The organism is Streptomyces sp. NPDC002276 (assembly GCF_053891435.1).
Map to the genome: position 1 here is coordinate 327,220 of NZ_JBSFCQ010000005.1, position 26,505 is coordinate 353,724.

The following is a 26,505-nucleotide window of genomic DNA, read 5'->3' on the forward strand; positions in this document are numbered from 1 at the left end:
TCGGGTCGGCGGGAACTCAGGCCGGTGCGGTGGGTCCGCCCGGCGAGGCCAGCACCCGCCGCAGATGGGCGGCGATCTCGTCGACGTGCGGCGGGTCGAGCAACGACAGGTGATGCCCCGCCACCGGTACGACCGTCAGCCGCGGGCACACCTCGTCCCAGCCGAGCGCGTCGTCGTCCCGCTCGTACGCCGGGTCGCGCACGGTGTGCGGCGCCGGTTCCGTGGCCCGGTACAGCACCACCGGGCCCTCGTACCGGCCGGGCTGGTGCGCCTCGCCGATCCTCAGATCCAGGTAGGAGGCACGCTGGTGCTCCAGCGCGGCGGACGGCACCCGCACGGCCCCGCGCAGGGTGCGCAGTACGGCCTCGATGCGTGCGCGGTCGTCGTCCATGGCCACCAACTCGTCATAGGGCAAGGACAGTTGGACGCCGTACGTGTCGGCGACGTGCCGGGCGAAGCCGGTGAGATGGGCGCGGACACGGCCGGGCCGGTGGAGAGGGCGTACGGAATCGATGAGCGCGACGAGTTCGACGTCCCGCCCTGAGGCGACGAGGAGGCGTGCCGTCTCCTGGGCGAGGAACCCGCCGAAGGACCAACCACCCAGCACACACGGTCCGTTGGGATGAAGAGCTGTGATCTGCTCGGTGTAACGCCGCGCCTTCTCCAACACCGTACGGGCGTCCTCGATCCGGTCGAGACCGTGCACCGGCCGTTCGTCGCCCAGGTGTTGGGCGAGTGCGCGATAGACGTCGGTGGTGCCACCGGCGGCGTGGAAGAGGAAGAGCGGGGCGTGCGTGCCGCCGCTGTGCAGCGTGCGGAGCGGGGCCGGGTCATCGGTCAACTGCCGTATTCGGTCGGCCACTTCGTCGATCGTCGTGGCCTCGAACAGGTCGCGCAGCTGTAGCTCGATCCCGAACTCGCGGTCCAGTGCGGTACGGATGCGGACGGCCAGCAGGGAATCCAGGCCGAGGTCGGCCAACGCGGTGGTGGGGGTGATGCGGGCCGTGGGATGGCCGGTGACGGCGGCGATGTGGTGACCGACGCGGGCGGCCACCGAAGCGGGTGGAGACTCCACGACAGTTGCGGGTCCCGGCGACCGATCAGCGGTTACACGTTCCCGCCCGTCCGTCCACCAGTACCGGACGTGTCGCCAGCGCGGCAGCGGAAGGTCGAGGACCCGGCCTGTCGGCACCGGCAGGGACAGCCCCGCCGTGTACAAGGCGCCCAACTCCCCGAGAAACGCGGCGGATCCGGCCGCGTCGCGGCGCAGTGTGCCCACGGTGAGCGCGCCGGGCACGGTGTCGGTGATGGCCCGGGCCAGGACCGGATGCGGCGAGATCTCGACGAACGCGGTACGACCGTCCGCCGCGGCAGCCGCGAGGGCCCGGTCAAGTCGCACGGGCCGACGCAGGTTGGCGGCCCAGTGCTCGGCGCCGAACTCGCTGGCGCCACGCGGGTCGTCCAGGACGGTGGAGTAGACGGGGACACGCGGCGACCGGCCCCGGAGGTCCGCGAGGGACTCGACCAGCTCCGGTAACAGTGGGTCCACCTGGGGCGAATGTCCGGCGCCGACAACCCGCATGGCCCGGGCGGCACGCCCCCGCTTCTCCAGTCGGCGCACCAGCCGGGCGACCGCCACCTCGTCACCGGTGACGACCTTCTGCCGGGGCGAGGAGTGCACGGCGACCTGGACACCGGGGAACTCCCGCTCCAGGTCGGCGAGTTCATCGTCCTCCAGGTCCACCACGGCCATCGCGCCCCCGCGCAGCCCACCGAGCAACCGGGCCCGTACGGCGACCACCCGCGCCGCGTCCACCACGTCCAGCGCGTCCGCGCACACCGCGGCGGCCACCTCGCCCAGAGAGTGACCGATCACGGCGGCGGGTTCGACGCCGTAGGACCGCCACAGCTCGGCGAGTGCCAACTGGGTGCCGAAGACGACGGGTTGGGACACGTCGAGCCGGTCGAGCGGTCCGGCGGAGGCCAGGTGTTCGCGGAGCGAGAAGCCGAAGACGTCGGCGAGCTGGGCGTCGAGTTTCTCCACGGCGGCGGCGAAGGCGGGTTCCTCCAGCAGGAGTTGGCGTCCCATGCCGGTCCACTGACTGCCGTATCCGGAGAACACCCACACCGGACCGCCGCGTCCCACCCGGTCGCGGTCGCCGGTGACCACCCGCGGGTCCGAGGTGCCCTGCGCCAACGCGCCCAGTGCGTCGGCCAGTTCGCGTCCGTCGCGGGCGACAACGGCGGCGCGGACCGGTCCGCGCCCGGTGCGTCCCGCGAGCGTGCGAGCCACATCGGCGGGCCGGGCCGCGCTCCCCGTGGGCGTGCGCAGCCATGCGGCGAGCCGGGCGGCGGTGTCGCGGACCCGCTCGGTGTCGAGGTCGGAGAGGAGATGGAGGCGGGCGGCGGGCTCCGACGAATCCCCGGTCCTCTCAGCGGGAGGCCGCCATTCCTCCACCACCGCATGCGCGTTGGTGCCGCCGAAGCCGAAACCCGAGACACCTGCGGTGGCCGTGCCGCCGTAGCGGGGCCAGGGTTCGGGCTCGGTGACCAGGCGCAGCCGTGGGTCGGGGAGCGAGGTGCCGTGCAGCGACGGCGGGACGAGGTCGTGGTGGAGGGCGAGGACCGTCTTCACCAGGCCGGCGAGACCGGCCGCGCACTCCAGATGGCCGAGGTTGCCCTTCACCGAGCCGAGCAGCAGGGGCTGTTCACGGTCACGGCCCGCGCCCAGCACCGCGCCGAGCGCGCCCGCCTCGATCGGGTCGCCCAGCGGGGTACCGGTGCCGTGCGCCTCCACGTAGTCCACGTGGGCCGGGGCGAGTCCGGCCCGCCCGTACGCCGTGGCCAACAGGGCTTGCTGCGCGGCCGGGTTGGGGGCCAGCAGGCCGCCCGAGCGGCCGTCGGAGTTGACGGCGGTGGCGCGGATCACCGCGAGGACGCGGTCACCGTCGCGCTCCGCGTCGGACAGCCGTTTCAGCAGCACCGCCGCGCAGCCCTCGCCGCGCCCGATGCCGTCGGCCGTCGTGGCGAACGGCTTGCAGCGGCCGTCCGGCGCGAGCGCCCCCGCCCGGGCGAAGGCGACACCGACGGCGGGCGAGAGCAGGACGTTGACCCCGGCGGCGATCGCCGTGTCGGTCTCGCCCTCGCGCAAGCTCATACAGGCCTGGTGCAGGGCGACCAGGGAGGACGAACAGGCCGTGTCCACCGCCATGTTGGGACCGTGGGTGTCCAGGACGTACGCCAGTCGGCCCGCCGTCACGCTGAGTGCCGCGCCCGCCGGGGCCCAGGGGTCGACGGCGTGCGCGTCGGCGCCGGTGAGGCGGCCGTACTCCGGCGCCGAGACACCGACGTAGATACCGGTGGCCGTGCCCGCGAGGGCCGTGGCCGGGACGGCGGCGTGGTCGAGCGTCTCGCGGACGACCTCCAGGAGGATCCGCTGCTGGGGGTCCATCACCGCGGCCTCGCGCGGGGTGATCCGGAAGAAGTCGGCGTCGAACCCGGCGATGTCGTCCAAGTAGCCGCCGTACAAGGGTGTTTCGGCGGGCGGGAACGGCGTGAAGTCGCCCCATCGGTCCTCGGGGACGCGCCTGATCGCGTCGACGCCGTCGATCAGCAACTGCCAGTAGTCGTCCGGGCCGTGCACTCCGCCCGGCAGTCGGCAACCGACCCCGATGACCGCGACGGGCTCGCCCGGCGCTGCCCGCACGGCAGGTGCGGGAACGCCGAGCGGGGAAGGCCGGAGGTCCGTGCCGCACACCCGCGCCACCAGCGCGTCCACCGTCGGCGCCTCCCACAGCAGCGTCGCCGGCAGGTCGTGCCCCGTCAGCAGCGACAACTCGCCCGCCAGCACGACCGCTTCCCGCGAGGACAGGCCGAGTTCGGCCAGCGGCCGGTCCGTCGCCACGTCATGCGTCGGCGTGCCGTGCCACTCGGCCACCCGCTCCACGATCCGCAGCCGCAGCGCGTTCTCGTCGGCGGCCGTCGTCCGTTCCCCCGTCCCGCTCCCGTCGACGGCCGTCATCCCGCGCTCTCCGTCGCGTAGTCGCCCTCCAGGTACCGGGCGCGGGTCAGGGCGCGTGACACCTTGCCGCTGGAGGTGCGGGGCACGGTGCCGGGGGCGACCAGGACGACATCGGCGAGTCGCAGCCCGTGCCGCGCGGAGACGGCCGCGCGCACGGCACGCGTCAGGGCCGGTACGTCGAGGTCGGCGAGGCTGGTGGTGCGCGTGTGCTCGGCGACGACCACCACCCGCTCGCCCGCGCCGCCCGGCACCCCGAACGCGGCGAGCCGGTCCCGTCGTACGGCCTGATGCGCGTCCTGCGCGGTGGCCTCGACGTCCTGCGGATAGTGGTTGCGGCCGTCGACGACGATGAGGTCCTTGAGCCGGCCGGTGACGATCAACTGCCCGTCCAGGACGGTCCCGAGGTCACCGGTGCGCAGCCAGCCGCCCGGCGCGTCCCCGCCGAGCGAGGCGCCGAACACCCGCCGGGTCCCCGCGGAGTTGTTCCAGTAGCCGCGCCCCACATTGGCGCCCTGCACCCAGATCTCCCCGACCTCCCCCTCGGCCAGCAGGGCGTGGGCGACCGGATCGACTATGCGCACCCGCTGCCCCACCGGAGTTCCGCACCCCGCGAGCAGCACGGCACGCGGATCCTCGGGCCGCGCGGGCAGCGCCTTCCCGGTGGCGAGGGCGTCCCGGTCGAGGGCGAACCGGCCGAGCGGCCGGCCGGGCCGGGCGGCACTGACGAACACGGTGGCCTCGGCGAGCCCGTACGACGGACAGTGCGTCTCCGCCGCCAACCCCTGTGCGGCGAAAGCCGTGTTGAAACGGTCGGCGGTGCCGGGCCGGACGGGTTCGCTGCCGTTGATCAGCGCGGCGACCCCGTCCAGCCGCAGCCCCTCCTTCTGCGCCTCGGTGACGGTGGAGGCGCAGTAGTCGTAGGCGAAGTTCGGCGCGGCACTCAGCGCGCGCGGATGCGCGGCCAACAGCCTTAGCCAGCGCGCCGGTTCGTGCAGGAACGCGGCCGGGTCCATGAGGACCGACGGCACCCCGCGTACGACGGGGGCCGCCACGCTCAGTACGAGCCCCATGTCGTGGTAGAGCGGCAGCCAGCCCACGCAGGTCACCGGGTGCGCGTCGGCGCCGTAGGCGGCGAGCGCCTGGCGGGCGTTGGCGACGACGTTGGCGTGGGTGATCTCCACGCCCGCCGGGGCCCGGGTCGACCCGGAGGTGTACTGGAGATAGGCGGTCGCGTCCGAATCCGGTTCCGGCGCGCGCCAGTTGAGGGCGGCGGTGTCGGGCACCCGGTCCGCCGCGAGGACCGGCACCGCCGCGCGCTCGCAGAAGTCCGTCACCTCGGCCAGGACCCGGCCGGTGGTCACCACGACCGCGGGGCGCGCGTCTCCCAACACCCCGACGAGCCGGTCGCCCTGCCCCGGCAGACCGGGCGGATACAGCGGTACGGCGACCATCCGCGCGGCCAGTGCCGCCAGGAACCCGGTGATGTACTCCGTCCCCTGCGGGCACAACAGGGCGACCCGCGCCCCGGGTTCGGCCCGCTCGGTGAGCCGGGCGGCCAGCGCCCGTACCCGCAGATCGAGCCGCTGCCACGTCAACGTGCGGTGTACGCCACGGGAGTTGGGGGTGGGATGGTCGACGAAGGTGAACGCCCGGCGGTGCGGGGTGAGTTCGGCCCAGTGCCGCACGTACTCGGGCAGGGTCCGGTACGCGGGCGCGAGCGGCGGGCGGCGACTGTCCATCGGACGGGCTCCTCACGAACAGCAGGGAGAGTGGCGGGGGAGTGGTGTGCGGGGGGTGAACTCGGCGGTCAGAGCGGGATGTTGCCGTGCCGCCGCTCCGGCATGGGGGCGCGCTTCCCGCGCAGCGCGCGCAGGGCCCGGCTCACGTGGACGCGGGTGTCGCGCGGCGTGATGACGTCGTCGACGTATCCGCGTTCGGCGGCGAGGTACGGGGTCCCGTGCGTGGCCTCGTAGGTGGCGACCAGCTCGGCCCGCAGCGCCTCCGGGTCGTCGGCCGCGGCGAGTTCACGCCGGTGGAGCACTCCCACGGCACCCTCCGCGCCCATGACGGCGATCCGTGCCGTCGGCCACGCGAGGTTGAGGTCGGCGCCGAGGTGCTTGGAGCCCATCACCGCGTAGCCGCCGCCGTACGCCTTGCGCACCACCACGGTGACCTTGGGGACGGTCGCCTCGGCGTACGCGTAGAGGAGTTTGGCGCCGCGCCGGATGATGCCGCCCCGCTCCTGGCACACGCCGGAGAGATAACCGGGGACGTCGGCGAAGGTCAGCAGCGGGATGCCGAACGCGTCGCAGAACCGCACGAACCGCGCGGCCTTCTCCGAGGCGTCGATGTCGAGGACCCCGGCCGAGCGCAGCGGCTGGTTGGCGACGACCCCGACGCTCGCCCCCTCGACCCGGGCCAGCGCACAGATGATGTTCGGCGCGAACAGCTCCTGGACGTAGAGGAGTTCACCGTCGTCGACGACCGCGCGCAGGATGTCCCGCATGTCGTAGGCGTGACCGAGCCGGTCCGGCACGACCTCGTCGAGTGGATCCCCGGCGGCGACGGCACCCGGCGCGTACTCCGGGGGCTTCTCCAGGTTGTTGGCGGGAAGGTACGACAGCAGGTCGCGTACGGTGTCGAGCGCGTCCTCCTCGTCGGCGGCGAGGAAGTGGGCGTTGCCGTTCACGGAGTTGCTGGTGCGGGCGCCGCCCAGCTCCTCGGCGGTGGTGCGTTCGCCGGTCACCGCCTCGATGACGTCGGGGCCGGTGACGAACATGTGCGAGGCGCCGTCCACCATCACGGTGAAGTCGGTGATCGCGGGGGAGTAGGCGGCACCGCCCGCACACGGGCCCAGGACGACGGAGATCTGCGGGATCACCCCGGACGCCTTCACATTCCGCCGCACCAACTCGGCGTACAGGGCGAGGGAGTTGACGCCCTCCTGGATGCGGGCGCCACCGGAGTCGTTGAGCCCCACGACCGGGCACCCGGTCTTCAGGGCGAGGTCCATGAGCGCCACGGTCTTCTCGCCGAAGGCCTCGCCCATGCTGCCGCCGAAGACCGTGGAGTCCTGCGCGAACACACAGACCGGCCGTCCGTCGACCGTGCCGTAGCCCGTGACGACCCCATCTCCGTACGGCCGTTGGGCACCGTCCCCCACCGCTCTCGCCCGCACGAACACACCGGTCTCGGCGAACGAGCCCGTGTCCAGCAGCCGTTGGATCCGCTCCCGCGCACCGAGCGCCCCGTGTCTTCTCGGCGCGCCCGTGACCACCGCCCGCGCCCGTCGCTCTTGCAGGTCGGCGATGCGTCCGGCGGTTCGGTCCGCCGCGGGTGTCACTGCCGTCAGGGATGTCGTCGCCTCTAGCGTCACAGCCACCTCCGAAGTGGTTCTCGAATATGGCAGCGATTCGGCGACGGACCGGAGGATCGCCGTTCTGTTTGCGGGAGTTGAGTCCTGGGCGACGGAGGTTCGTCCTGAGGTGACAACGGATCGGCGAGGGGGCGGCAGGGGCTGGGGGGTTCCGTGGTCCAGACCACTGTGCTGTCATGGCAATGGAAACGTTGCCCTTCGGGAGGACACCGGATGAGATCACCACTGACGCCGATCGCCGGAGCCGAAAGCCCCTTCCGCCGCCGCCTGGCCCTCGTACTCACCGCACTCCTGCTGGGCGCGGCGGCACTGCTGGGAACCCCACACCCCGCCCAGGCCGCGGCGGGGTCGGTGACCGCGTACCCGGTCCCGTCCATCTACCCGGCGTCCACCGACTACAAGTTGACCGTCAACGCAACCTCCGTCCCCGTCACCAAGTACACCGGCTACGACATCGCCCAACTCGCCCTCGGGACCGGCACCGCCACCCTCTCGGTCACCAAGCTCAACAACACCGCCATCGGCGCCTACAGCATCAGCCCGCAGAAACTCGGCATCACCGGGACCGTCAGCGGCCCGACCCTCACCTTCACTGTCCAGAACGACGAGTACCTGATCGTCAAGCTCGACGGCCGCCCCAACCTGGTCATCGCCGCAGACCCGGCCGAGACGAACCGCCCGGCAACCGCGGGAACCGGCATCTTCAACGTGCGGAGCGCGCCCTACTCGGCCCAGCCGAACACCGGCGCCTACACCACGACGGCCTTCCAGACCGCCCTCGACGACGCGGCCGCGTACGGCTCCACGAACGGCACCCAGGGCACCGTGTACGTCCCGGCCGGCGTCTACACCCTCGGCAACCTCTACCTGCGCAGCAACCTCGCGCTCTACCTCGCACCCGGCGCGGTCCTCCGCTACACGGGCGAGGCCGCCCACTACGCGGTGAACGGACACAAGAACTCCCAAGTCCGGGACCTCACTTGGTTCATCTCCACCCGGTACTCCTCGACGAACATCAAGATCTACGGCCGCGGCATCATCGACGGCGACGGCCAGGCCGCGCTCGCGCCCGCCAACCTCGGCGTGAACCTCCTCGCCCCCGTCTACACGAGCGGCTTCACCGTCGACGGCATCACCTTCCGGGAGTCCAGCAGTTGGGCGGTCATCCCGCTGCGCTCCTCGGACCTGGCCTTCCGGAACATCAAACTGTTCAACAGGTTCGACATGGGCGAGAACGACGGCATCGACGTCATGGAGTCCACGAACGTCACCGTCGACCACGCCATCGGCATCGGCCTCGACGACCCCTTCAGCACCAAGACCTGGCCGGCCGGAGCCGACATCTACAACACGGTCCCCGGCACCCCCCGCCTTCTCGACGACGTCACCTTCAACGACCTTGTCTCCTGGACCTATTGCTACGGGGTCAAGGTCGGCCAGGGCGTCTACGAGCCGCAGCACAAGGTCACCTTCCAGCACGTCGTCGTCTACGACGCGGCCGTGGGCATCGGCGTCCACCACAAGTACGGCACGGCCGCCGTGACCGACCTCACGTTCGACGACATCGACATCGAACGGCTCAGCTTCAGCAACGACGGCAACCGGACCTGGCTCGCGATGATGACCGGCAGCACGGCGGGCATCGGCCCGGTCACCGGCGTCACGATCTCCAACGTCCGTGTCCGCGACGCCGGTACGACCGCCGCCCGCGTCAACGGCCTCCCGGGCGCGCCCATTTCAGACGTCACCCTGAGCCACATAGTGATGCCGGGAACCACGACCGGGGCAACGACCCCGACCCAACTGAACCTCACCAACCTGTCGGACTACGACGGCCTGACGATCACACCGTGAGGCCGACCGGGATCAGCGTTGGCTGGCAGGCTTGCCGGGCAGTTCGGCGCGACTGCCCTTGCACGAGTAGACGATCTCCACCGAACCACCGGGGAGGGCACGCTCACGTTGGAAGACCAGCCCGGTGTCGGGACTGAGCAGGGGCGTCAGTCGCATCCCACCGCCGAACAGCATGGGCAGTACGACCAGTTCGAGGGTGTCCAGCGCACCGAGGGCGTGGAACGTCCCGATCGTTCGCGGGCCCCCGATGAGGTGGACGTCGCCGCCCCGGTTGGCCGAGCGGAGCTTCGCCAGCAGCCGCACCGGGTCGCTGTCGGTGACGACGTGGTCGGGGGTGCCGTCCGGACGGCGCGAGCCGAGTACGAACACGTCGAGGTCCGGCCACGGCCAGCGGTTGTTGGCGAGCGCGGGCTCGAAGGTGGTGCGGCCCATCAGCGCCGTCTCGCAGCCTTCGAGGAACTCCCGGATCCCGTGGCTCTCGCCGGAGACGAACGCGGGATCGGCGGTCTGGGCGGGCCACCCGTTCGGCGTCGTCACATAGCCGTCGGCACTCATGCTCATACGGGCGCGGATCTGCATGATCTCTCCTCGGGGCGTCCGGCGACCGGCCATACGGTCGGCAACCCGAACCTCTCGTCGACGCATGGACAGTACGTGCTGATCACAGAGCCGCGACCCGTCCGGATTCCGCCTCGCGGACCGCGCCTCCACCTACCCGTCGAACGGGGGATCCGCGGATCGACACGCTGCCTCGGCCAAGACGCCGTTCATTTCGGTGGCAGCGCGACGAGCGGGGCTGCCACAGTGATCGGTATGGAACTGCCTTCCGACACGGTGCTCGTCTTCGATCGCGACGAGGGCCTGCTCGTCTTCGAGACCCTCACGCGCGCCGCGGACTGGATCGAGGCGATCGACGTAGACGAGGGTGAGTACACGGCGGCGTACTCACCGGACGGCGGCGTGCTGACGCTCACGGCCCCCGAAGGGCCGGAGGGGCCGGTCGTCGTGTCCAGGACCGGCAGCGTCGACCTGGACGATCTGGAGCGGAGGGTGGCCGTCTACTGGCACCGCCACCAAACGGGCCGGCCCCCGCGTGACCCGCTGCGGACTGCGCGCTTCTTGATGGACAGGGACAACCAGCCCCGCAGAGGGTGGCTGGGCCGAGTCGCCGACCTGCTGCGACGCGACCGTTCGATGCCTTCGCGGGTCCAGTGAGACGGGTCCGGTGAGACGGGTCTAGGGAGACAGGAGCCCCCGAGCCCCCGGCAACGCCCGCGGATGCACCGGAAACAGCTGCCGCACCCCCACCCCGCACACCTCAAGGGCAAGCTCGCAGAACATCGCGTTGGCCCAGCCGAACCACTCCCGGGTGAAGCGGCCGGGGGCGTCGACATGAAAGCTCTCGTGCATCAGGCCCGTACCGGCGGTCGTGGCCGCAAGCATCTCCAGAGCCCGAGCCGCCTCGCCCTCGTCCCCGGTGAGGCCCGCCGTGGCGATCGCCAGCGGCCAGACATGCCGGTCCGGTGTGTGCGTGCTGCCGATTCCAGCGGCGTAACTACCGCTGAAGTACGAAGGGTTGGCTTCGGAGAGCGCGAAGTTCCGAGTCGCCAGGTAGAGCGGGTCCTCCGGTCCGCACCAGCCGCTCAGTGGAAGGCTCAGCAGACTCGGCAGGTTCGCGTCGTCGCCGAGCAGTGCCGCCCCCAGGCCGTCCACTTCGTACGCGAGGACGGAGCCCCCGTCGACCTCGGTCACCGCGTGCGCCAGGATCCCGGTGTCGATCTCGTCCGCCAACCGCCAAGCCTCATGGGCGAGTTCGGTGTCGTCGAAGACCGCTGCCGCCAGTTCCGCCAGCCCGTGGAGACTCGCCGACGCCAGCGCGTTGGCCGGTACCAGATAGCCGTGCACGCACGCGTCGTCGCTCGGCCGGAAGCCCGACCACGTCATGCCGGTCCAACCCACCGGCGCACCACGGCCGTTGAGCGGCAGGCTGTCACCGGCGAACGGGCCGGACGGGCGGACGAACCCGTAGGGCGAATCCCGCCCGTGGGACTGCTCCGCCCGCCACAGCCGGACGATCGTCCAGGCCGCGCGGTGGAACGCCTCGTCGAGATGGTCCTCCCGGCCGGTCGCCCGCCGGATCGCGTACGCCAGCTGCAACGGCGCGCAGAGCGAGTCGAGTTCGTACTTGCGCTCCCAGATCCAGTCGCCCGGAGTGGGTCGGTCGCGGGGTTCGCCGTGCGTGCCGGTCGGGCCGTCGTTGAAGGCGTTGGCGTACGGGTCCAGGAGCACGCAGCGGATCTGTCTGCGTGAGACCGCGGCCAGGACGTCGCCGACCTCCGGGTACCTGGCCACCGCCAGGTAGGGGCGGACCTGTGCCGTGCTGTCCCGCAGCCACATCGCCGGGATGTCACCGGTCTTGACGAACACCTCCGGGCCGTACGCCGACGGAGTGCCCCAACTCATCGACGTCGTCCAGGTGTTGGTCAGGCACCGCTCGACGATGTCCGCCGCCGGACCGCCCCGCAACTCACCCGCCAGCCGCCGCCCGAGCGTGCTCAGCGACTCCGGAACTGCCCACACTGTTCCGGATGTTGACCCGGGAAACGTTACCATCGCGCCTCTTGACTCCCTCATGTGGCGTGCGCCACGGTGTGATCGCCAGGGAATGGAAACGTTACCTTGCGGCGGTCGGCGACCACCAGACGGTCGGGTCGGCCCGGTCCGGGTCTTCGTCAACTCCTCGGAGGAAGAAGGTGAGCGCGTGTGACAGCCGCTCCGCACCAAGAGACGAGAACCACCGCACCACCCGTGGACCGACCGCCCGACCGGGGGAGCCCGGGGCGCTTCGGACGCCCCTGGCGACGGCGGCGCAGGCGGTCCTCGGACACCCTGGCCGCGTACGTGTTCCTGGCCCCGGCGCTCATCGGCTTCACGGCGTTCGTCGTCTACCCGCTGTTCCGCTCCGCCTATTTCGCGCTGACCAGCTACAACGGCCTGTCGGACCCGAAGTTCATCGGCCTCGACAACTTCCGGCGGATGTTCACCACCGACCCGTCCTTCTGGCCCTCGGTGCGCGCCACCCTGCTGCTCGTCGTCCTGTACGTGCCGCTGTCGCTGGCCATCGGGCTGGCCCTGGCGGTGTTCTGCAACCAGCGGATGCGCGGCGTCAGCCTGCTGCGCACCCTGTGCTATCTGCCGGTCGTGCTGCCCGTGGTCGCCACGATCACGCTCTGGAAGTTCGTGTTCAACCCCCAAGTCGGCCTGGCCAACCAGGTGTTGAACTGGCTCCACCTGCCCACGAGTGAGTGGCTGTCCGGCTCGGACTCGGCGATGCCGTCGATCGTGATCGTCATGCTGTGGAGCGTCGGCTCCACGATGATCATCTTCCTCGCCGCGCTCCAGGCGGTCCCCACCGAGCTGTACGAGGCGGCAAGACTCGACGGCGCGGGGCCTCGCACGGTGTTCTTCCGCATCACCCTGCCGCTGATCAGCCCGATCATGCTGCTCCAGGTCGTCATGCAGATGGTGACGGCCCTCCAGGCGTTCAACCAGCCGAAGATCCTCTCGCCGGACAACCAGGGCGGACCCGGCTTCAGCACCAGGACCCTGATGCTGTCGATCTACAACAACGGCTTCCCCCGGCTCGGCCAGGTCTCCCAGTTCGGCTACGCCTCAGCCCAGGTGTGGGTGCTGTTCCTCGTGATCGTCGTCGTGATCGCCGCCACCGCCCGCTTCTCGTCGATTTGGACCTACAGTGACCACGTCTCCTGACGTCACGAGGGCGCCGACGACGGAGCCGAAGGCGGCCGCCCCGGCCAAGCCGCGCGGCAGTGGTGTACGCACGGCATCCTGGTACGCCGTCGCGCTGCTGATCAGCTCGGTGATGATCGTGCCCATCCTCTGGATGCTCACCGTCGCGCTCAAGGGCCCCTCGGCGGTCTTCGAAGTCCCGCCCCGGCTCCTGCCCCACGAGTTCCACTTCAAGAACTTCATCGACGGCCCGAAGGTCATCCACTTCCCGCGCCTGCTACTCAACTCCCTTGTCATCACCGGCCTTTCGGTGATCGGCGGCGTGATGACCTCGATGATGGCGGGCTACGCCCTGGCCCGGCTGCGCTTCCCCGGCCGCAAGGTGTGGTTCTACGTCTTCGTCGGCAGCATGCTGCTGCCCCCGGTGATCGGCATCATCCCGCTGTTCCAGCTCTTCAAGGACATCGGCTGGTACGACACCTGGCTGCCGCTGATCGTCCCGGCCTTCCTGGGCGGCAACCCGCTCTTCATCTTCCTGGCCCGCCAGTACTTCCTGTCGATCCCGCACTCCATCGACGAGGCCGCCAAGGTCGACGGCGCGGGGCACGTCCGGATCTTCTTCAGTGTGATGCTGCCGATCACGAAGCCCGCCTGGATAACGATGTCAATCCTGGCCTTCCAGATGTCCTGGAACGACTACCTCAACCCATTGATCTACCTGTATTCGTCCCAGAAGTGGCCGCTGAGCGTCGGCATGGCCTCCTTCGTCACCCAGTTCGCCGGTCAGACCCCGGACTGGAACCTCTACATGGCCACCAACCTGCTCTACATGCTCCCCCCACTGGCCGTGTTCTTCGTCGCCCAGCGCTACTTCATCCAGGGCCTGAGCGCCCTGGGCACCGTCAACCAGCGCTGAACCGCGCCCAGTTCCGACCCAGTCACCAGGAGGCCATGATGAAACGACGGACCCGTCTCGCCGGAGCGTTGCTTACGGCGGGGGGACTGCTCGCGACGGCGGCCTGCGGCGGCTCGTCCGGGAAGCAGTCGGACGGCAAGGTGACGGTGACCCTCATGACCTGGGAGTCCGCCACCACCAACAAGGCCATCGACCAGGCCCTCACCGGCTTCCACGACCCGAACATCACGGTCAAGCGCGTCGACACCCCCAACGGCAACTACAGCGACAAACTCGCCGCCCTCACCCAGGCCAAGAAGCTCCCCGACCTGTTCTGGTGCGGCAACGACACCGAGCAGCAGTACACCAGCCAGGGCCTGCTCACCGACTGGGCCTCCCGGCTCTCCGGCTCCACCGACTTCGGTGCGAGCAGCTTCGTCTCCTCCACCATGAAGAACTGGAAGACCGCCGACGGCAAGATCGGCGGTGTTCCTTCCCTGCTCAACACCTACGGCATCTGGTACGACGTCGACGCCTTCAAGGCCGCCGGCCTCACCCTTCCCGCCGCGGGCTGGACCTGGGACCAGATGTTCGCCGACGCCGCGAAACTGCACGCGAAGGGCGCCAAGTACGGCCTCGTAGCCGATGCGTTGACGTCCACGGACGGCCCGTTCTCCCTCAGCACATACTCACTGTCCGCGGGCGGTGCGCCGTTCGCCGACGACGTCCACCACCCCACCAAGACGACCATCGACACGACGTACACCGACGGCGTCCGCAAGGTCGCGGCGGGGATCAAGAGCGGGGCCGTCGCGCCGCCCGGCTACGACATCAGCAACCAGCAGGCGCTGTTCGCCGCCGGACAGATCCCGATGCTGTGGAGCGGCCAGTGGCTGGCGGCTGGCTTCCTTACCGACAAGCCGAAGATCAAGTACGGCTTCGCACCGCTTCCCCAGCAGACGAAGCCCGCCACCCTGTACGACGCGGTGGGCATCTGCACCCCGTCGTACACCCAGAACGCGGACGCCACCTTCAAGGTCCTCAAGTACCTCGATTCCACCGTGTGGACCAAGGTGCTGCCCGACTCCCCGGTCGCGGCCCCGGCCTATCTCTCGGCGCAGAGCGCCTACTACGGCGCCCTCGACAAGGCCGGTCTGACGACCGTCGAGTCCACCGTCGAGGCGGGCCTGAACACCCCGACCACCATCGGCGTCCGCTTCACCACCCAGTGGGCAAGCCAGTCGAACGACTTGATCACCGCCTACTGGCTGGACATCCTCAACGGCAAGAAGCCGTTGTCCGACCTCCAGACGATGACCGGCAAGATCAACGATGTGATCAAGAGCAACGGTTAGGGCCGCGGGCCGAGCGGCGGGCCGGGGCCCGAAACGTATCCTGGGAGCGGTCCCGGCCCCCGGTACGCGATGGAAGGTTGGTCTTCAACTCACGTGAGAAGTCGTCCCCCGCACAGCCAGAACACCAGGCCCACGATGCGCGACGTCGCGGAGCGGGCCGGAGTCGCCGTCGTCACCGTCTCCCGCGTCGTCAACGGCATCGGCACGGTCCGCGAGGAGACGGCCGAGCGCGTGAACGCGGCGATCACGGCCATCGGCTACCAGCGCAACGAGATCGCGCGCTCCCTGCGCCCCGGCCAGAACTCGATGACCATCGGCCTGCTGCTCGGCGACCTCACCAACCCGTTCTACGCCTCCCTCGCCAAGGCCGCCGTCGAAGTCGCCAACGAGGCTGGCTACGCGGTCCTGTTGAGCACCGCCGACGAGGACCCGGAGGTGGAGCGCCGGGCCGTGGGCGAGCTGATCGGACGCCGGGTCGCCGGGCTCATCATCGTCCCCGACCAGGGCGACCACGCGTTCCTCAACGAGATCAACGGCCACGACCACGTGCCCATCGTCTTCGTCGACCGCCCGGCCACCGGCGCCGAGGCCGATGTCGTCCTCGTCGACAACGAGGAGGGCGGACGCAAGGCCACCCAGCACCTCGTCGACCAGGGCCACCGCCGGATCGCGATCCTCGTCGCGCCCTCCTACTACAGCACCGGCCGCCGGCTGCGCGGCTACCGCAAGGCGCTGCGCCGCAGCGGCATCGAGCCCGACAACGACCTGGTCGTCACCCTGCGCGCGGGCACCACCGAGGAGGCCGAGGCCGCCACCCGCACCCTGCTCACCTCCGCGAACCCGCCCACCGCGGTCTTCTCCACCACCGGCTTCCTCACCGAGGGCGTGCTGCGCGCCTGCCGTGAACTCCAAGTCTCCGTGGCGGTAGTGGGGTTCGACGACTTCAAGCTCGCCGACATGCTGCCCACCCCGGTCACCGTCGTCACCTCCGACACCGAGGAACTCGGCCGCAGGGCCGCCCACATCCTGCTGGACCGCATCGACGGCGACGACTCCCCCTCCCAACGCGCCGTCCTCCCGGTGGAGTTGATCGCACGGGGTACGGGAGAGATCGGGCACCCGTAACGTCGGTACAGCATCGCGGGGTCGTGGTGGTCGACGCCTGGAAGGTCTAGGCGCGAGTTCCGATACCCAGATCTGACTTGAAGAGCTCTATGAGCAGGTGGCGGCGCCGATCGACCTCGGCAACCTCGCCCTCCGTCACGCCGGCGTTCTCGGCTATGCGGGAGTGCACACCCAAGATGGCGTCGGTGAGGTCTCTGACCGGTTCGAACACCTCACTCCCGGCAAGGATCGTGATTTCCGCCGTGGCAGCACGCAGTCTCGCGTCTTCAGAGCGGTCCCTTCGACCGGCTGTCGCCTGGGCGTAGCTTGCACTGATCGACCTCAGGTATTCGGTATAGGCGACGCGTTTTGTGTCGCTGAGCGAGTCCTCGTGCCGCCACCTACGTGCGCGCGCCGCCTGTTGCAACTGGAGGGCCCCGCCGACGAAGACTCCCAGCAACGTCCCGATGACACCAACGATGACGGAGCCCATGCCCAGCCTCCTAGCGCGCTACGGGTCAGTGGCTGCGGCAGCCGATTGCGCGGTTGTGAGGATTCCCGGCGCCCGAGCCTTCAATCCATAGTGCGCCTGTGCCGCCGCCCGTCGGGACAGTTCCGGCTTTGCAATTGACTCAGGAGGCCGTCAACGCCTCTGACGGCACGGGCAGTTCACTCCCGGGGCATTGTGGTCCGGACCATTGACGGCCGGAGGTGGCTGGTGGAACCCTCGCGATGGTTACGTTTCCAACGGTGAGTTCGTGCAGCCCCCCACGGCGAAGCAGGAGACCTCGACATGACCGTTCCGGCACCGTTCAAGAGACGCCTGAGCGCCGCCCTCACCATGGCGCTGCTGCTGGCCCTCGTCCCGGCCCTGCTGGTGCTGCGCGCCGCACCGCCCGCCCGAGCCCTCGACAACGGGCTCGCGAGGACGCCCCCGATGGGCTGGAACGACTGGAACGCCTTCGGCTGCAACGTCACGGAGCAGCTCGTCGAGCAGACCGCCGACTACCTCGTCTCCTCCGGGCTGAAGGACGCCGGGTACCAGTACGTCAACATCGACGACTGCTGGATGGCCTCGGCCCGCAACGCGGCGGGCCAACTCGTCCCCGATCCCGTCAAGTTCCCGAACGGCATCAGCGGCACCGCCGCCTACGTCCACAGCAAGGGCCTCAAGCTCGGCATCTACGAGAGCGCCGGCACCGCCACCTGCGCCGGGTACCCCGGCAGCCTCGGCCACGAGCAGACGGACGCCAACAGCTTCGCCGCCTGGGGCGTGGACTACCTCAAGTACGACAACTGCAACCACCAGAACGTGCCCGACCAGCAGCGCTACACCGCGATGCGCGACGCCCTCGCCAACACCGGCCGCCCGATCGTCTACAGCCTCTGCAACTGGGGCCTCGCCGACGTGTGGACCTGGGGCGCGGGCGTCGGCAACAGCTGGCGCACGACCGACGACATCAACGTCAACTTCTCGACCGTGGTGTCCATTTACAAGGCCAACGTGAAACTCGCCGCCTACGCCAAGCCGGGCGCCTGGAACGACCCCGACATGCTCGAAGTCGGCAACGGCATGTCGTTCACCGAGGACCGCACCCACTTCAGCCTCTGGTCGGAGATGGCCGCACCCCTGATCGCGGGCACCGACCTGCGCAAGGCCACCGCCGCCACCCTCTCCCTCTACGGCGACAAGGACGTCATCGCCGTCGACCAGGACTCCCTGGGCAAACAGGGCACCGAGATCTCCAACTCCGGTGGCCTGCACGTCCTTTCCAAGCCCCTCGCCAACGGCGACGTCTCAGTGGTCCTCTTCAACGAGAACTCCTCCGCCGCCACCATCACCACCTCCGCGACGGCGGCGGGCCTCCCCTCGGCGTCCTCGTACAAGCTCAACAACCTCTGGTCGCACGTGATCAGCTCCACCACCGGCACCATCTCGGCGAGCGTCCCCGGCCACGGCTCGGTGATGTACCGGGTCTCCGCGGGCAGCGGCACCAGCGTCGGCACCACCCACCCCCTCGTCGGCGCCTCCTCCAACCGCTGCCTCGACGCCTACAACGGCGAGACCACCCCCGGCACCAAGATCGAGATCTGGGACTGCGGCGGCGGCACCAACCAGGCCGTGACCATCACCGCAGCCGGTGAACTCCGGCTCTACGGCGGCACCCAGTGCCTGGACGCCTACAACAACCAGACCGGCAACGGGACCAAGGTGCAGCTCTACACCTGCAACGGCGGCGCCAACCAGAAGTGGAGCCTCAACCCCAACGGCACCGTCACCGGCACCCAGTCGGGCCTCTGCCTCGACGTCACCGGAGGCGACCAGCCCGCGGGCAACGTCAACGGCACCGCGCTGGAACTCTGGTCCTGCAACGGCGGCGCCAACCAGCAGTGGCGCCTGGGCTGACCACCCGCATCCCCCCACACCCACGGAGCCGGTATGAACTCAACAGCTGGACGCGTCAAGCGAGTCGGGACCGGACTGATCGCCGCCCTGGCCCTGTTCGTGCCGGTCTCCACCGGCGTCGCGACCGCCGCCACCGAGGCCACGATCTGCAACAAGTACTGCGACGCCCGCGACCCCGCCCTGTCCCCGGGGGACCGACAGCCCGTGTCGGCGACCATCTACTCCCGCACCCTCACCCTGCACTTCGACGACACCGACGCGATGGGCTGGGCCTCGGTCACCAACGGCAGCCCCGGCGACGAGGTCTGGCTCGACCGCTCCTTCGACGGCGGCCGCACCTGGAGCTCGGGCAGCAAACTCGGCGACACCACCATCCCTGCGGGGCAAGGCGGTTGGCGCACCCTGATGTACAACGTCGACGACTGGAACGCCCTCGGCGTCGGCGCCCTGCGCGCCTGCGGCAAGGCCGGAGACCGGGCCGAGATCGCCTGCACACAGTGGGCCCGGACGACCTGGAACGCGGGCAGCCGCGCAACGGCCGCCGCCACCGCGCTGATGCAGTCCTACAACCTGGGCACCGGACTCTTCGACACCACCGGCTGGTGGAACTCCGCCAACGCGCTGACCGCCCTCGTCGACAACATCCGCGTCACCGGGATGGGCAGCTACAAGTACGCCATCGCCAACACCTACGACCGCAACCTCGCCGCCCAGGGCGGCAACTTCACCAACGACTACATCGACGACACCGGCTGGTGGGGACTGGCGTGGGTCGACGCGTACGACCTCACCGGCGACTCCCGCTACCTCGACACCGCCCGCGCGGACGCCGATTACATGGCCCGCTACTGGGACTCCACCTGTGGCGGCGGGGTGTGGTGGAGCACCGCGAAGACCTACAAGAACGCGATCGCCAACTCCCTCTACCTGGAGCTGAACGCGGCCCTGCACAACCGCGTCGCGGGCGACACGACGTACCTCGGGCGCGCCAACGCGGAGTGGTCGTGGTTCAAGGGCACCGGCATGATCAACGGCTCCCACCTGGTCAACGACGGCATCAACCTGGCGACCTGCGGCAACAACGGCGACACGACGTGGTCGTACAACCAAGGTGTGCTGCTCGGCGGGCTGTCGGAGCTGTACCGGGCGACCGGTGACTCCGGACTGCTCACCACCGGCCGTCAGATCGGTGACGCGTCGACCACGTCGGCGGCCCTCAACTCCGGTGGGATTCTGCGGGAGCCGTGCGAGGCGAGCGGGTGCGGTGGTGACGGGCCGTCGTTCAAGGGGGCGTACATCCGGGGGCTGAGCGCCTTCAACTCCCGGCTGTCCGACCGCCCTTACACGTCGTACATCGCGCGGCAGGCCACCACCGCCCACGCGAACGACCGCAACGCCCTCGACGCGTACGGGCTGCACTGGGCCGGGCCGCTGGACTCCACCGACGCGGCCCGGCAACAGAGCGCGCTCGACCTGATGAACGCGGCGAACTGACGATCCGTCACTTCCGTTTCGCGGATGCCGCCAAGGCCTTGAACTCGTCCCACCGCACCTGGGGGCGAGTCAGGCCGCGTCGCTCCAGATAGCGTGCGGTGGCGCGGCGGGTGTCGCGCAGGACGCGGATCGCGTCGGCCGGGCGGCCCGTGCCCATGGGCTCCACCACCTTGGCGGGGACCAGCAGCCAGCCGCCGTCCACGGCCTTCAGGGTGCCCCGGACAAGGGCGTTGTGCATGTTATTCAGCTGCTCGTCGTGCCGGTGCACCAGGAGTGAGGCCGGGCCTTCGGTCGCCGCGCAGTCGGCGGGCACCTCCACCGCGAAGCCGTCCCCGGCCGGTACGGGCCGGGTCCTGGCGAGCACCGGAGCCCCGGACGCGTCGCGCGCGGCGAGCACCGCCGAGGAGAAACGGGCGAGTTGGGCCGCGCCCGGCAGCAAGTGCTCCGTCTCCGGGGCCTGTTGGTCCGACGCGGGGAGCGGCGGTCGTACGACGATCTGGTCCGGGGTGACGGTGATCAGGAGCCGGAGGTAGTACCAGGTCGTCAACGGCCGCAGGGGAGCGGAGACATAGGACCTGCTGTGCGGCTGCCGTTCGAAGAGCATCCGCCAGTAGTCCTCGGCCCCCTGCGGGCCCGTCATGATCTCGTCGGGGCACTCGGCACGGCCGCCGACGAAGATCTGCGGGGCGTGGTCCAGGCCGCTGCCGGTGGGGTCGGAGAAGAGGAGGGCGACGCGGCCGTCCCGACGGATGTTCAGCGCCTTCTGCGCGAAGGCCAGGGACGTGCTCAGCAGGAGCGTGCCGTCCTTCCGCCGTCGCACGGCGGTCGGCCAGACCAGCGGTGTGCCGTCGCGGCCGAGGGTGACGAACTCGCAGGTGCGGTAGGCGTCCAGGACGTCGAGCGGCGCGGAGTCGAGAAGGCTCATCGGCTCCGCTCCCCGTCCAGCGGGCCGCGTATCGCCCGGCAGGCGGCGGCGTACTGGCGGCGGCCGACGGCCTTCCACAGCACTCGGCCGACCAGCGGGGTCCTGCCGAGGAAGTACTCCCGCTCCTCGGGAGTGGCGTCCTCCAGGATCGCGCCGAGCGCGATCAACAGCCTGTTCCTGGGGATCCGTTCAAGGCCACGGCGGCCGACCAGGTCCCATTCCTCGGCGGACAGATGCTCCGCGACCAGGGGCAGCACCAACTGCTCCTCGTCGTCGAGGTGTTCGAGCAGCACGGCCGAGTGCTGCTCCAGTGCGAGCGCTAACTCCTCCCCGGCGACGGTGTCCGCGGCCCGCTCCCACGCGGCCGTCCACTCCGTCACGACCGTCAGGCTCACGTCGACGCGCTGGTGCTGCTCCTCCATGCGGGCCACCAACCGGCCGTCCGGGGCCCGGCTTTGGAGGTGCGGCCAGATCAGGTCGTCCTCGACGGAGTGGTGGCTGTGCAGTCCCGCCACGTACTCGCGCAGATGCTCCGCGACGTTCGTCGCGCGGGCCGTGTCGCCGTCGGGGACGGCCCGTACCAGGCGGGGCAGATACGCCGACTCGCGGCGGAAGACCCGGTGGACCACGATCATCTCGTGGGTGTACGGACGCTCGGCGGTGGGAAGTTGGTCCGTCGTGCTGGTGGGTGACACGCTTGCTTGCTCCAACGATCGGATATCGGCAACAGCCTCCCAGGGTCGTACGGCCCTCTTGGCGTCCACTTGGCGCGGTCGCCGAGGTGATCTCCGCGGGCTCGGGGGAAGGGCGTTTAGCGTCTGTTGACCGGGCTGCGACAGGGCTCGGGTAGATTCCCGCGCCGTGCTGCGTATTCGAGTCCTGGGTTCGTTGGGCGCCGATGACGAGGGGCGACCGGTAGGACTCGGTGCTCCACGCCAACGGGCCGTGCTGGCGCTGCTGATCGCGGCTCGCGGCACCGTCGTGCCCGTCGACCGGATCACGGACGCGCTGTGGCGAGGGGCCCCGCCGAGCCGTGCCACGGTCTCCCTGCATACCTATGTGTCCCACCTGCGCCGCGCCCTCGAACCGGGCCGGCCGCCGCGCACCCCGGCGACCGTGCTGGTCACCGCGCCGCCCGGCTACGCCCTGCGGCTGCCCGGGGACGCGGTGGACGCCTGGCGCTTCGAGACCTGGGTGGCCCGCGCCCGGCACGCCCCGGCCGAGGAGGCCCGCGCCCTGCTCGCCGAGGCGCTCGCCTGGTGGCAAGGCCCGGCCTTCGCGGAACACGCGGACGAGGCCTGGGCCGAGCCGGAAGTGACCCGCCTGACCGCGCTGCGCGCCGAGGCCCGCGAACTCGCCGTCGCCGCCGACCTGCGCACCGGACGCCCCGCCGAGGCGGTACCGGCCGCCGAACTCCTCGTAAGGGAAAGCCCGTTGCGCGAGGAGGGATGGCGGCTGCTCGCCCTCGCCCAGTGGGCCTGCGGCCGACAGGCCGACGCCCTCGCCGCGCTGCGGCGAGCGACCCGCGTCCTGCGCGAGGAACTCGGCTGCGACCCCGGCCCGGCACTGGCCGAACTGGAACAGGCGGTACTGGGCGGACGGCTCGACGCGCTGCGCGCGCAGGTGCCGCACCGCGCCGAACTGCGCGCCGAGCAAGGCTCGTTGGTCGCCCGGCATGGCGAACACCGGGCCAGGACCGGCGAGTTCGGCTGCGAGACCGGCCTCGTCCCGAGCCGCGGCGGTGAACCACGCGCCGGAGCCGCCCTCTTCGTGGGCCGTGACCGTGAACTCCACGCGATGGACACCGCCGCGCGGGCCGCCCGGCGGCGAGGCGGCGTCGTACTGGTCACCGGTGAGGCCGGGGTGGGCAAGTCCGCCCTGCTCGGGCGGATCGAGGGACGACTGCGGGCCGCCGGATGGACGGTGGTGGTCGGGCGCTGCCCCCAGCACGAGGGCGCGCCGCCCGCCTGGGCCTGGGCGGAGGCGCTCGGCGCGCTCGCCCGCGAACTGCCGCCCACCCGGCCCGACGAACTCGCCGTACTGCTCCGCGAGCAGGACAGCGCGGCCGTCACGACCCGGGACGAGGCGACCGCGGGCCGCTTCCGCATGCATCGCGCCTTCGCCGCCTGGCTCCGCGCGGCGGCCGCTGAGTTCCCCCTCGCCGTCGTCCTGGAGGACCTGCACGGGGCCGACGGCGAGACCCTCGCCCTGCTCGAAGCCGCGTCCGGCGTCACCGGCGTACCCCTGCTCACCGTCGCCAGCTACCGGCCCGCGGAGGCGGGGGAGCAGCTGGGCAAGACCCTCGCCCACCTCGCCCCCGTCGCACCGCGCCGCATCGCGCTGAGCGGACTGGCCCCCCACGACGTCGCCACCGTCGTCGACGCCGTCTGCGGTGAACCGGTGGACCCGTGGACGGTCACGGCTCTGGCCGAACGGACCGGCGGCAACCCGTTCTACGTCCTGGAGAGCGCACGGCTGCTGGCCGGCGAGGGCGCTCTCGTCGCCGTCTCCGAGGTCCCGCAGGGCGTACGCGACGTCCTGCGCAGACGGCTCGCCCTGCTGCCCGCCACCGCCCGCGCGGCCCTGCGACTCGCCGCCGTCGTGGGCCTGGAGGCCGACGCGACCGTCCTCATCGACGCGGCCGACACCGACGAGGACACCGTACTGGAGGGCCTCGACGCGGCCCTCGCCGCGGACCTGCTGACCGAATCCGGGCCCGGACGCGTCCGGTTCGTGCACGCACTGGTCCGCGACACCGTGTACACCGACCTGTCCGGAGTACGCCGGGCCCGCCTGCACGCCCGCGTCGCGCAGGCGCTCCGCCGCCACCGGCCGCACGAACTCGCCGCCCTGGCACACCACTTCGCCCACTCCGGCACCACCGCGCACGCGCCCCTCGCCGTCGACTACGCGCTCCGCGCCGCCGAGGCGGCCGAACGGCGCTACGCCCACGACGTCGCCGTGGACCTGATCCAGCAGGCGATAGAGACCCGCGCCGCCGCCGCGGGGCCCACCGACGAACCGGCCCAACTGGACGACGCCGTAGGTCTGTTGGTGCGGCTTCTCGGCGCGCAGATCAGGGCCGGTTCCACCGAGGCGGCCCGCCGCACCCGGCAGCGCGCCGTCGAACTCGCCGAACAGGCCGACCGGGGCGACCTGGTGGCCGCGGTCTACGGCGCCTGGACCGAACCCTCGCCCTGGCGCAGCAGACTGGAGGGCTGCTGCGACCGGACCACCCTGGAGCGCCTGGAACGCCTCGCGTCCGATCCCGGCCTCGACGACCCCACCCGGGCACGGGTGTTGCAGGTCTACGTCGAAGCGGTGGCGGTCGAGAGCGCGCCCCGGGCTCTGGAGGCGTCCCGCACCCAACTCGCGCTGGCCCGCGCCACCGGCGAACCACGCCTGCTCGCCGCCGCGTTGATGACCTCGGCCAGGCTCCTGCCACTGGAGACACAGGCCGCCGAGCGGACCCCGCTGGTCGCCGAACTCCGCCGACTCGCCCACGCGCACGACCTGCCCGCCTACCGCTGGGTCCCCGAACACCTCGATGCCATGACCGCCGGCACGCTCAACGACCCCGCCGCGGTACGCCAACACACCGGGCGGGGACTCGAACTCGCCCACCGCTACCGCATGGTGTGGGCCCAGGGCCTGGGCGTCGCGACCTCGGCCATGCTGGCGACGGTCACCGGCCGCTTCGACGCGGCGGAGGCCGGATACGCCGAGGCCGACCTCCTCCTGCGCCGCGTCGGCTCGCACCACGCCCGCGGACTGCGCACGCTGGGACTGACCACCATCCGGCTCGCCCAGGACCGCGTGGCCGAGATCGAACCGGTGATGCGGAAGGTCTACGAGACCGTCGGCGCCCCCTGCGGAGTGGCCCTCGCCCTCGTCCTGGCCCGCCTCGGCAGACTGGACGAGTCACTCGCCGTGCGCTGCCCGCCGGAGCCCGTGACGGACCACCTGTACGGCCTGGAACTCGACTTCCGCGCCCAACTCGCCGTACTGCACGGCGACTTGGACCTGGCGTCCGCACTGGTCCCGCGGCTGCTGCCGGTCCGGGACCAGCTCGCGGGCGCGGCCGGAGCCGCCTACGCGACCCGCCCCCTCGCCCACGCCCTCGCCGACCTGTACCGGCTCCTGGGCGAGGACGGTCAGGCGGCTGACAACTACTCCCTGGCCGAGCGCACCGCCCTCGCCTGGGGTTCGACCCACCTGGCCGACCGGGCCCGCGAGGCGATGGCGGCACTGGCGGCAGCGCGGTCCGCACGCCGGACGTTCGCGACGTAGGAAGGGCGAGGATCCGGTCCCTCACCCCTGTGTCCGGTCCCTCACCCCTGTCCGGTCAGCAGCCTGCGCGGATTGGCGATGCGGAAGGCGTACGCCGCCGCTCCGCCCAGACCGTGACCCGGGTGCCGCGGCGGCTCGGCGTACGGCCGGTCCGAGCCCTGGACCACGGCGTTCACACCGAGGGCGCGGACGGTCGCCTCGACAGCGGTCGGGCCGTACGACGACGTCTCGACGAACACCCCGAGGTCGGCCCGCGCGGGTCCGCCGCCTCGGGCGGCCAGCCGTTCCCCGTGCAGCGGGGCGAGTCCGGCCAGCAGGGCGAAGCACACCCGCAGGCGCGGGTGGCGCGGCCGGCCGAAGGCGTGGAAGGCGTACCAGGCGGCGTGCATCTGCTGGACGTACGGCACCATCGCGGGCCACCAGCCGGGGCCCGCCGGGGAACCCACCGCGGGCCCCGGGTGGACGAGGAGCGGGAGGTCGCGTTCTTCGAGCAGGTCGAGGAGCGGGGCGCAGCGCTCGTAACCGACCGAGTCCGCGAGGGAGTTGGCGGGAAGCTGGAGACCGGCGAAGCCGCGGTCGAGGTCCTTGGCGGTCGCCGTCGCGTCGATGTCCCGCACACCGGCCGCGGCCCACGCCCCGAACGGCTCGGGCAGCGCCTCCGCGCCGTCGTGGTACGCGTCGAGCAGCGGCCGTGCCTCGGCCGCGGGCAGCCACTCCACGCCGATCGGAGCCGACAGCGAGACGAGCACCCGGTCGAGACCGTCGGTGGCGGCGAGTTCCGCGCGCCGGGCGATGTCATGGTCCCCGGGCGATATCTCGAAGGGCGGTTCACCGTCCAGGAACAGGGTCCAGCCGTCGAGATACGGCGGTTCGCGGCGGGCCCGCAGAGCCGTCACCAGCGAGGGGGTCCACAGATGCTGGTGCACGTCGACGTTGGTCATGTCGCTTCTCCCGCCAAGGCGTTGAGTGTGCCGTCGACGACGACCACGGTCACCACTGCTCTCTCCCCATGTCCTGTCATGTGTGAACCTAGC

The 26,505-nt window shown here is 71.0% G+C and carries 18 protein-coding genes; 9 read left to right on the top strand and 9 right to left on the bottom strand.

What is annotated here, in order from left to right; genetic code table 11:
* Nucleotides 1-16 precede the first annotated feature (16 nt).
* The 3 genes from ACWIHT_RS16070 to ACWIHT_RS16080 all read right to left on the bottom strand — a co-directional run bounded on the left by ACWIHT_RS16070 (nt 17) and on the right by ACWIHT_RS16080 (nt 7,364).
* A complete protein-coding gene (locus tag ACWIHT_RS16070) occupies nt 17-4,021 on the bottom strand; it encodes an acyltransferase domain-containing protein (protein WP_456168553.1) in 4,005 nt (1,334 codons plus the stop codon).
* Nucleotides 4,018-5,760: a fatty acyl-AMP ligase gene (locus tag ACWIHT_RS16075; protein WP_456168555.1), complete on the bottom strand. Its 1,743-nt coding sequence runs from the start codon at nt 5,758-5,760 to the stop codon at nt 4,018-4,020. The genes ACWIHT_RS16070 and ACWIHT_RS16075 overlap by 4 nt, the downstream gene beginning before the upstream one ends.
* A gap of 68 nt (nt 5,761-5,828) precedes the next feature.
* Entirely contained in the window at nt 5,829-7,364 is a 1,536-nt protein-coding gene (locus tag ACWIHT_RS16080) for an acyl-CoA carboxylase subunit beta (protein WP_456168845.1), read from the bottom strand.
* Between the two features lie 246 nt (nt 7,365-7,610).
* Between ACWIHT_RS16080 and ACWIHT_RS16085 the strand changes: the two genes are divergently transcribed.
* Complete coding sequence (locus ACWIHT_RS16085; protein ID WP_456168557.1) at nt 7,611-9,251, top strand: glycosyl hydrolase family 28 protein; 1,641 nt, start codon at nt 7,611-7,613, stop codon at nt 9,249-9,251.
* Nucleotides 9,252-9,263: 12 nt separating this feature from the next.
* Here the strand turns inward: ACWIHT_RS16085 and ACWIHT_RS16090 are convergent, their stop codons facing one another.
* Nucleotides 9,264-9,830, bottom strand: a complete 567-nt coding sequence (locus ACWIHT_RS16090; protein WP_456168559.1) for a dihydrofolate reductase family protein — start codon at nt 9,828-9,830, stop codon at nt 9,264-9,266.
* Nucleotides 9,831-10,064: 234 nt separating this feature from the next.
* Here ACWIHT_RS16090 and ACWIHT_RS16095 point away from each other — a divergent pair, with 234 nt between their 5' ends.
* Complete coding sequence (locus tag ACWIHT_RS16095; protein WP_456168561.1) at nt 10,065-10,466, top strand: hypothetical protein; 402 nt, start codon at nt 10,065-10,067, stop codon at nt 10,464-10,466.
* A 21-nt stretch (nt 10,467-10,487) separates the two neighbouring features.
* Here ACWIHT_RS16095 and ACWIHT_RS16100 read toward each other — a convergent pair whose 3' ends face one another.
* Nucleotides 10,488-11,831 (bottom strand): glycoside hydrolase family 125 protein, encoded by a 1,344-nt coding sequence (locus tag ACWIHT_RS16100; protein ID WP_456168563.1) that lies wholly within the window; start codon nt 11,829-11,831, stop codon nt 10,488-10,490.
* A 228-nt stretch (nt 11,832-12,059) separates the two neighbouring features.
* On the opposite strand from ACWIHT_RS16100, the gene ACWIHT_RS16105 reads away from it, so the two are divergent.
* From ACWIHT_RS16105 to ACWIHT_RS16120, 4 genes are all read left to right on the top strand, one after another.
* A complete protein-coding gene (locus ACWIHT_RS16105) occupies nt 12,060-13,022 on the top strand; it encodes a carbohydrate ABC transporter permease (protein WP_456168565.1) in 963 nt (320 codons plus the stop codon).
* Nucleotides 13,006-13,917, top strand: coding sequence for a carbohydrate ABC transporter permease (locus ACWIHT_RS16110; RefSeq protein WP_456168567.1), 912 nt, complete (start codon nt 13,006-13,008; stop codon nt 13,915-13,917). Before ACWIHT_RS16105 ends, ACWIHT_RS16110 begins: the two co-directional genes overlap by 17 nt.
* Before the next feature lie 35 nt (nt 13,918-13,952).
* Nucleotides 13,953-15,251 carry an ABC transporter substrate-binding protein gene (locus ACWIHT_RS16115; protein ID WP_456168569.1) on the top strand — a complete coding sequence of 433 codons (1,299 nt, stop codon included), beginning with the start codon at nt 13,953-13,955 and terminating at the stop codon, nt 15,249-15,251.
* Between the two features lie 135 nt (nt 15,252-15,386).
* Nucleotides 15,387-16,376, top strand: coding sequence for a LacI family DNA-binding transcriptional regulator (locus ACWIHT_RS16120; protein WP_456168571.1), 990 nt, complete (start codon nt 15,387-15,389; stop codon nt 16,374-16,376).
* 46 nt (nt 16,377-16,422) lie between these two features.
* Here the strand turns inward: ACWIHT_RS16120 and ACWIHT_RS16125 are convergent, their stop codons facing one another.
* Complete coding sequence (locus ACWIHT_RS16125) at nt 16,423-16,848, bottom strand: hypothetical protein (protein ID WP_456168573.1); 426 nt, start codon at nt 16,846-16,848, stop codon at nt 16,423-16,425.
* Between the two features lie 300 nt (nt 16,849-17,148).
* On the opposite strand from ACWIHT_RS16125, the gene ACWIHT_RS16130 reads away from it, so the two are divergent.
* On the top strand, nt 17,149-18,762 hold the full coding sequence (locus tag ACWIHT_RS16130) for a glycoside hydrolase family 27 protein (protein ID WP_456168575.1): 1,614 nt from the start codon (nt 17,149-17,151) through the stop codon (nt 18,760-18,762).
* Nucleotides 18,763-18,795: 33 nt separating this feature from the next.
* Nucleotides 18,796-20,256: a glycoside hydrolase family 76 protein gene (locus ACWIHT_RS16135; protein ID WP_456168577.1), complete on the top strand. Its 1,461-nt coding sequence runs from the start codon at nt 18,796-18,798 to the stop codon at nt 20,254-20,256.
* Between the two features lie 7 nt (nt 20,257-20,263).
* Here the strand turns inward: ACWIHT_RS16135 and ACWIHT_RS16140 are convergent, their stop codons facing one another.
* Nucleotides 20,264-21,181 (bottom strand): pyridoxamine 5'-phosphate oxidase family protein, encoded by a 918-nt coding sequence (locus tag ACWIHT_RS16140; protein WP_456168579.1) that lies wholly within the window; start codon nt 21,179-21,181, stop codon nt 20,264-20,266.
* On the bottom strand, nt 21,178-21,876 hold the full coding sequence (locus tag ACWIHT_RS16145) for a hemerythrin domain-containing protein (protein WP_456168581.1): 699 nt from the start codon (nt 21,874-21,876) through the stop codon (nt 21,178-21,180). Before ACWIHT_RS16145 ends, ACWIHT_RS16140 begins: the two co-directional genes overlap by 4 nt.
* Before the next feature lie 166 nt (nt 21,877-22,042).
* Between ACWIHT_RS16145 and ACWIHT_RS16150 the strand changes: the two genes are divergently transcribed.
* The gene (locus ACWIHT_RS16150) at nt 22,043-25,471 is read left to right on the top strand and encodes a BTAD domain-containing putative transcriptional regulator (protein WP_456168583.1); all 3,429 of its coding nucleotides are present in this window, start codon (nt 22,043-22,045) and stop codon (nt 25,469-25,471) included.
* A 41-nt stretch (nt 25,472-25,512) separates the two neighbouring features.
* Here the strand turns inward: ACWIHT_RS16150 and ACWIHT_RS16155 are convergent, their stop codons facing one another.
* On the bottom strand, nt 25,513-26,412 hold the full coding sequence (locus tag ACWIHT_RS16155; protein WP_456168585.1) for an amidohydrolase: 900 nt from the start codon (nt 26,410-26,412) through the stop codon (nt 25,513-25,515).
* Nucleotides 26,413-26,505 lie beyond the last annotated feature (93 nt).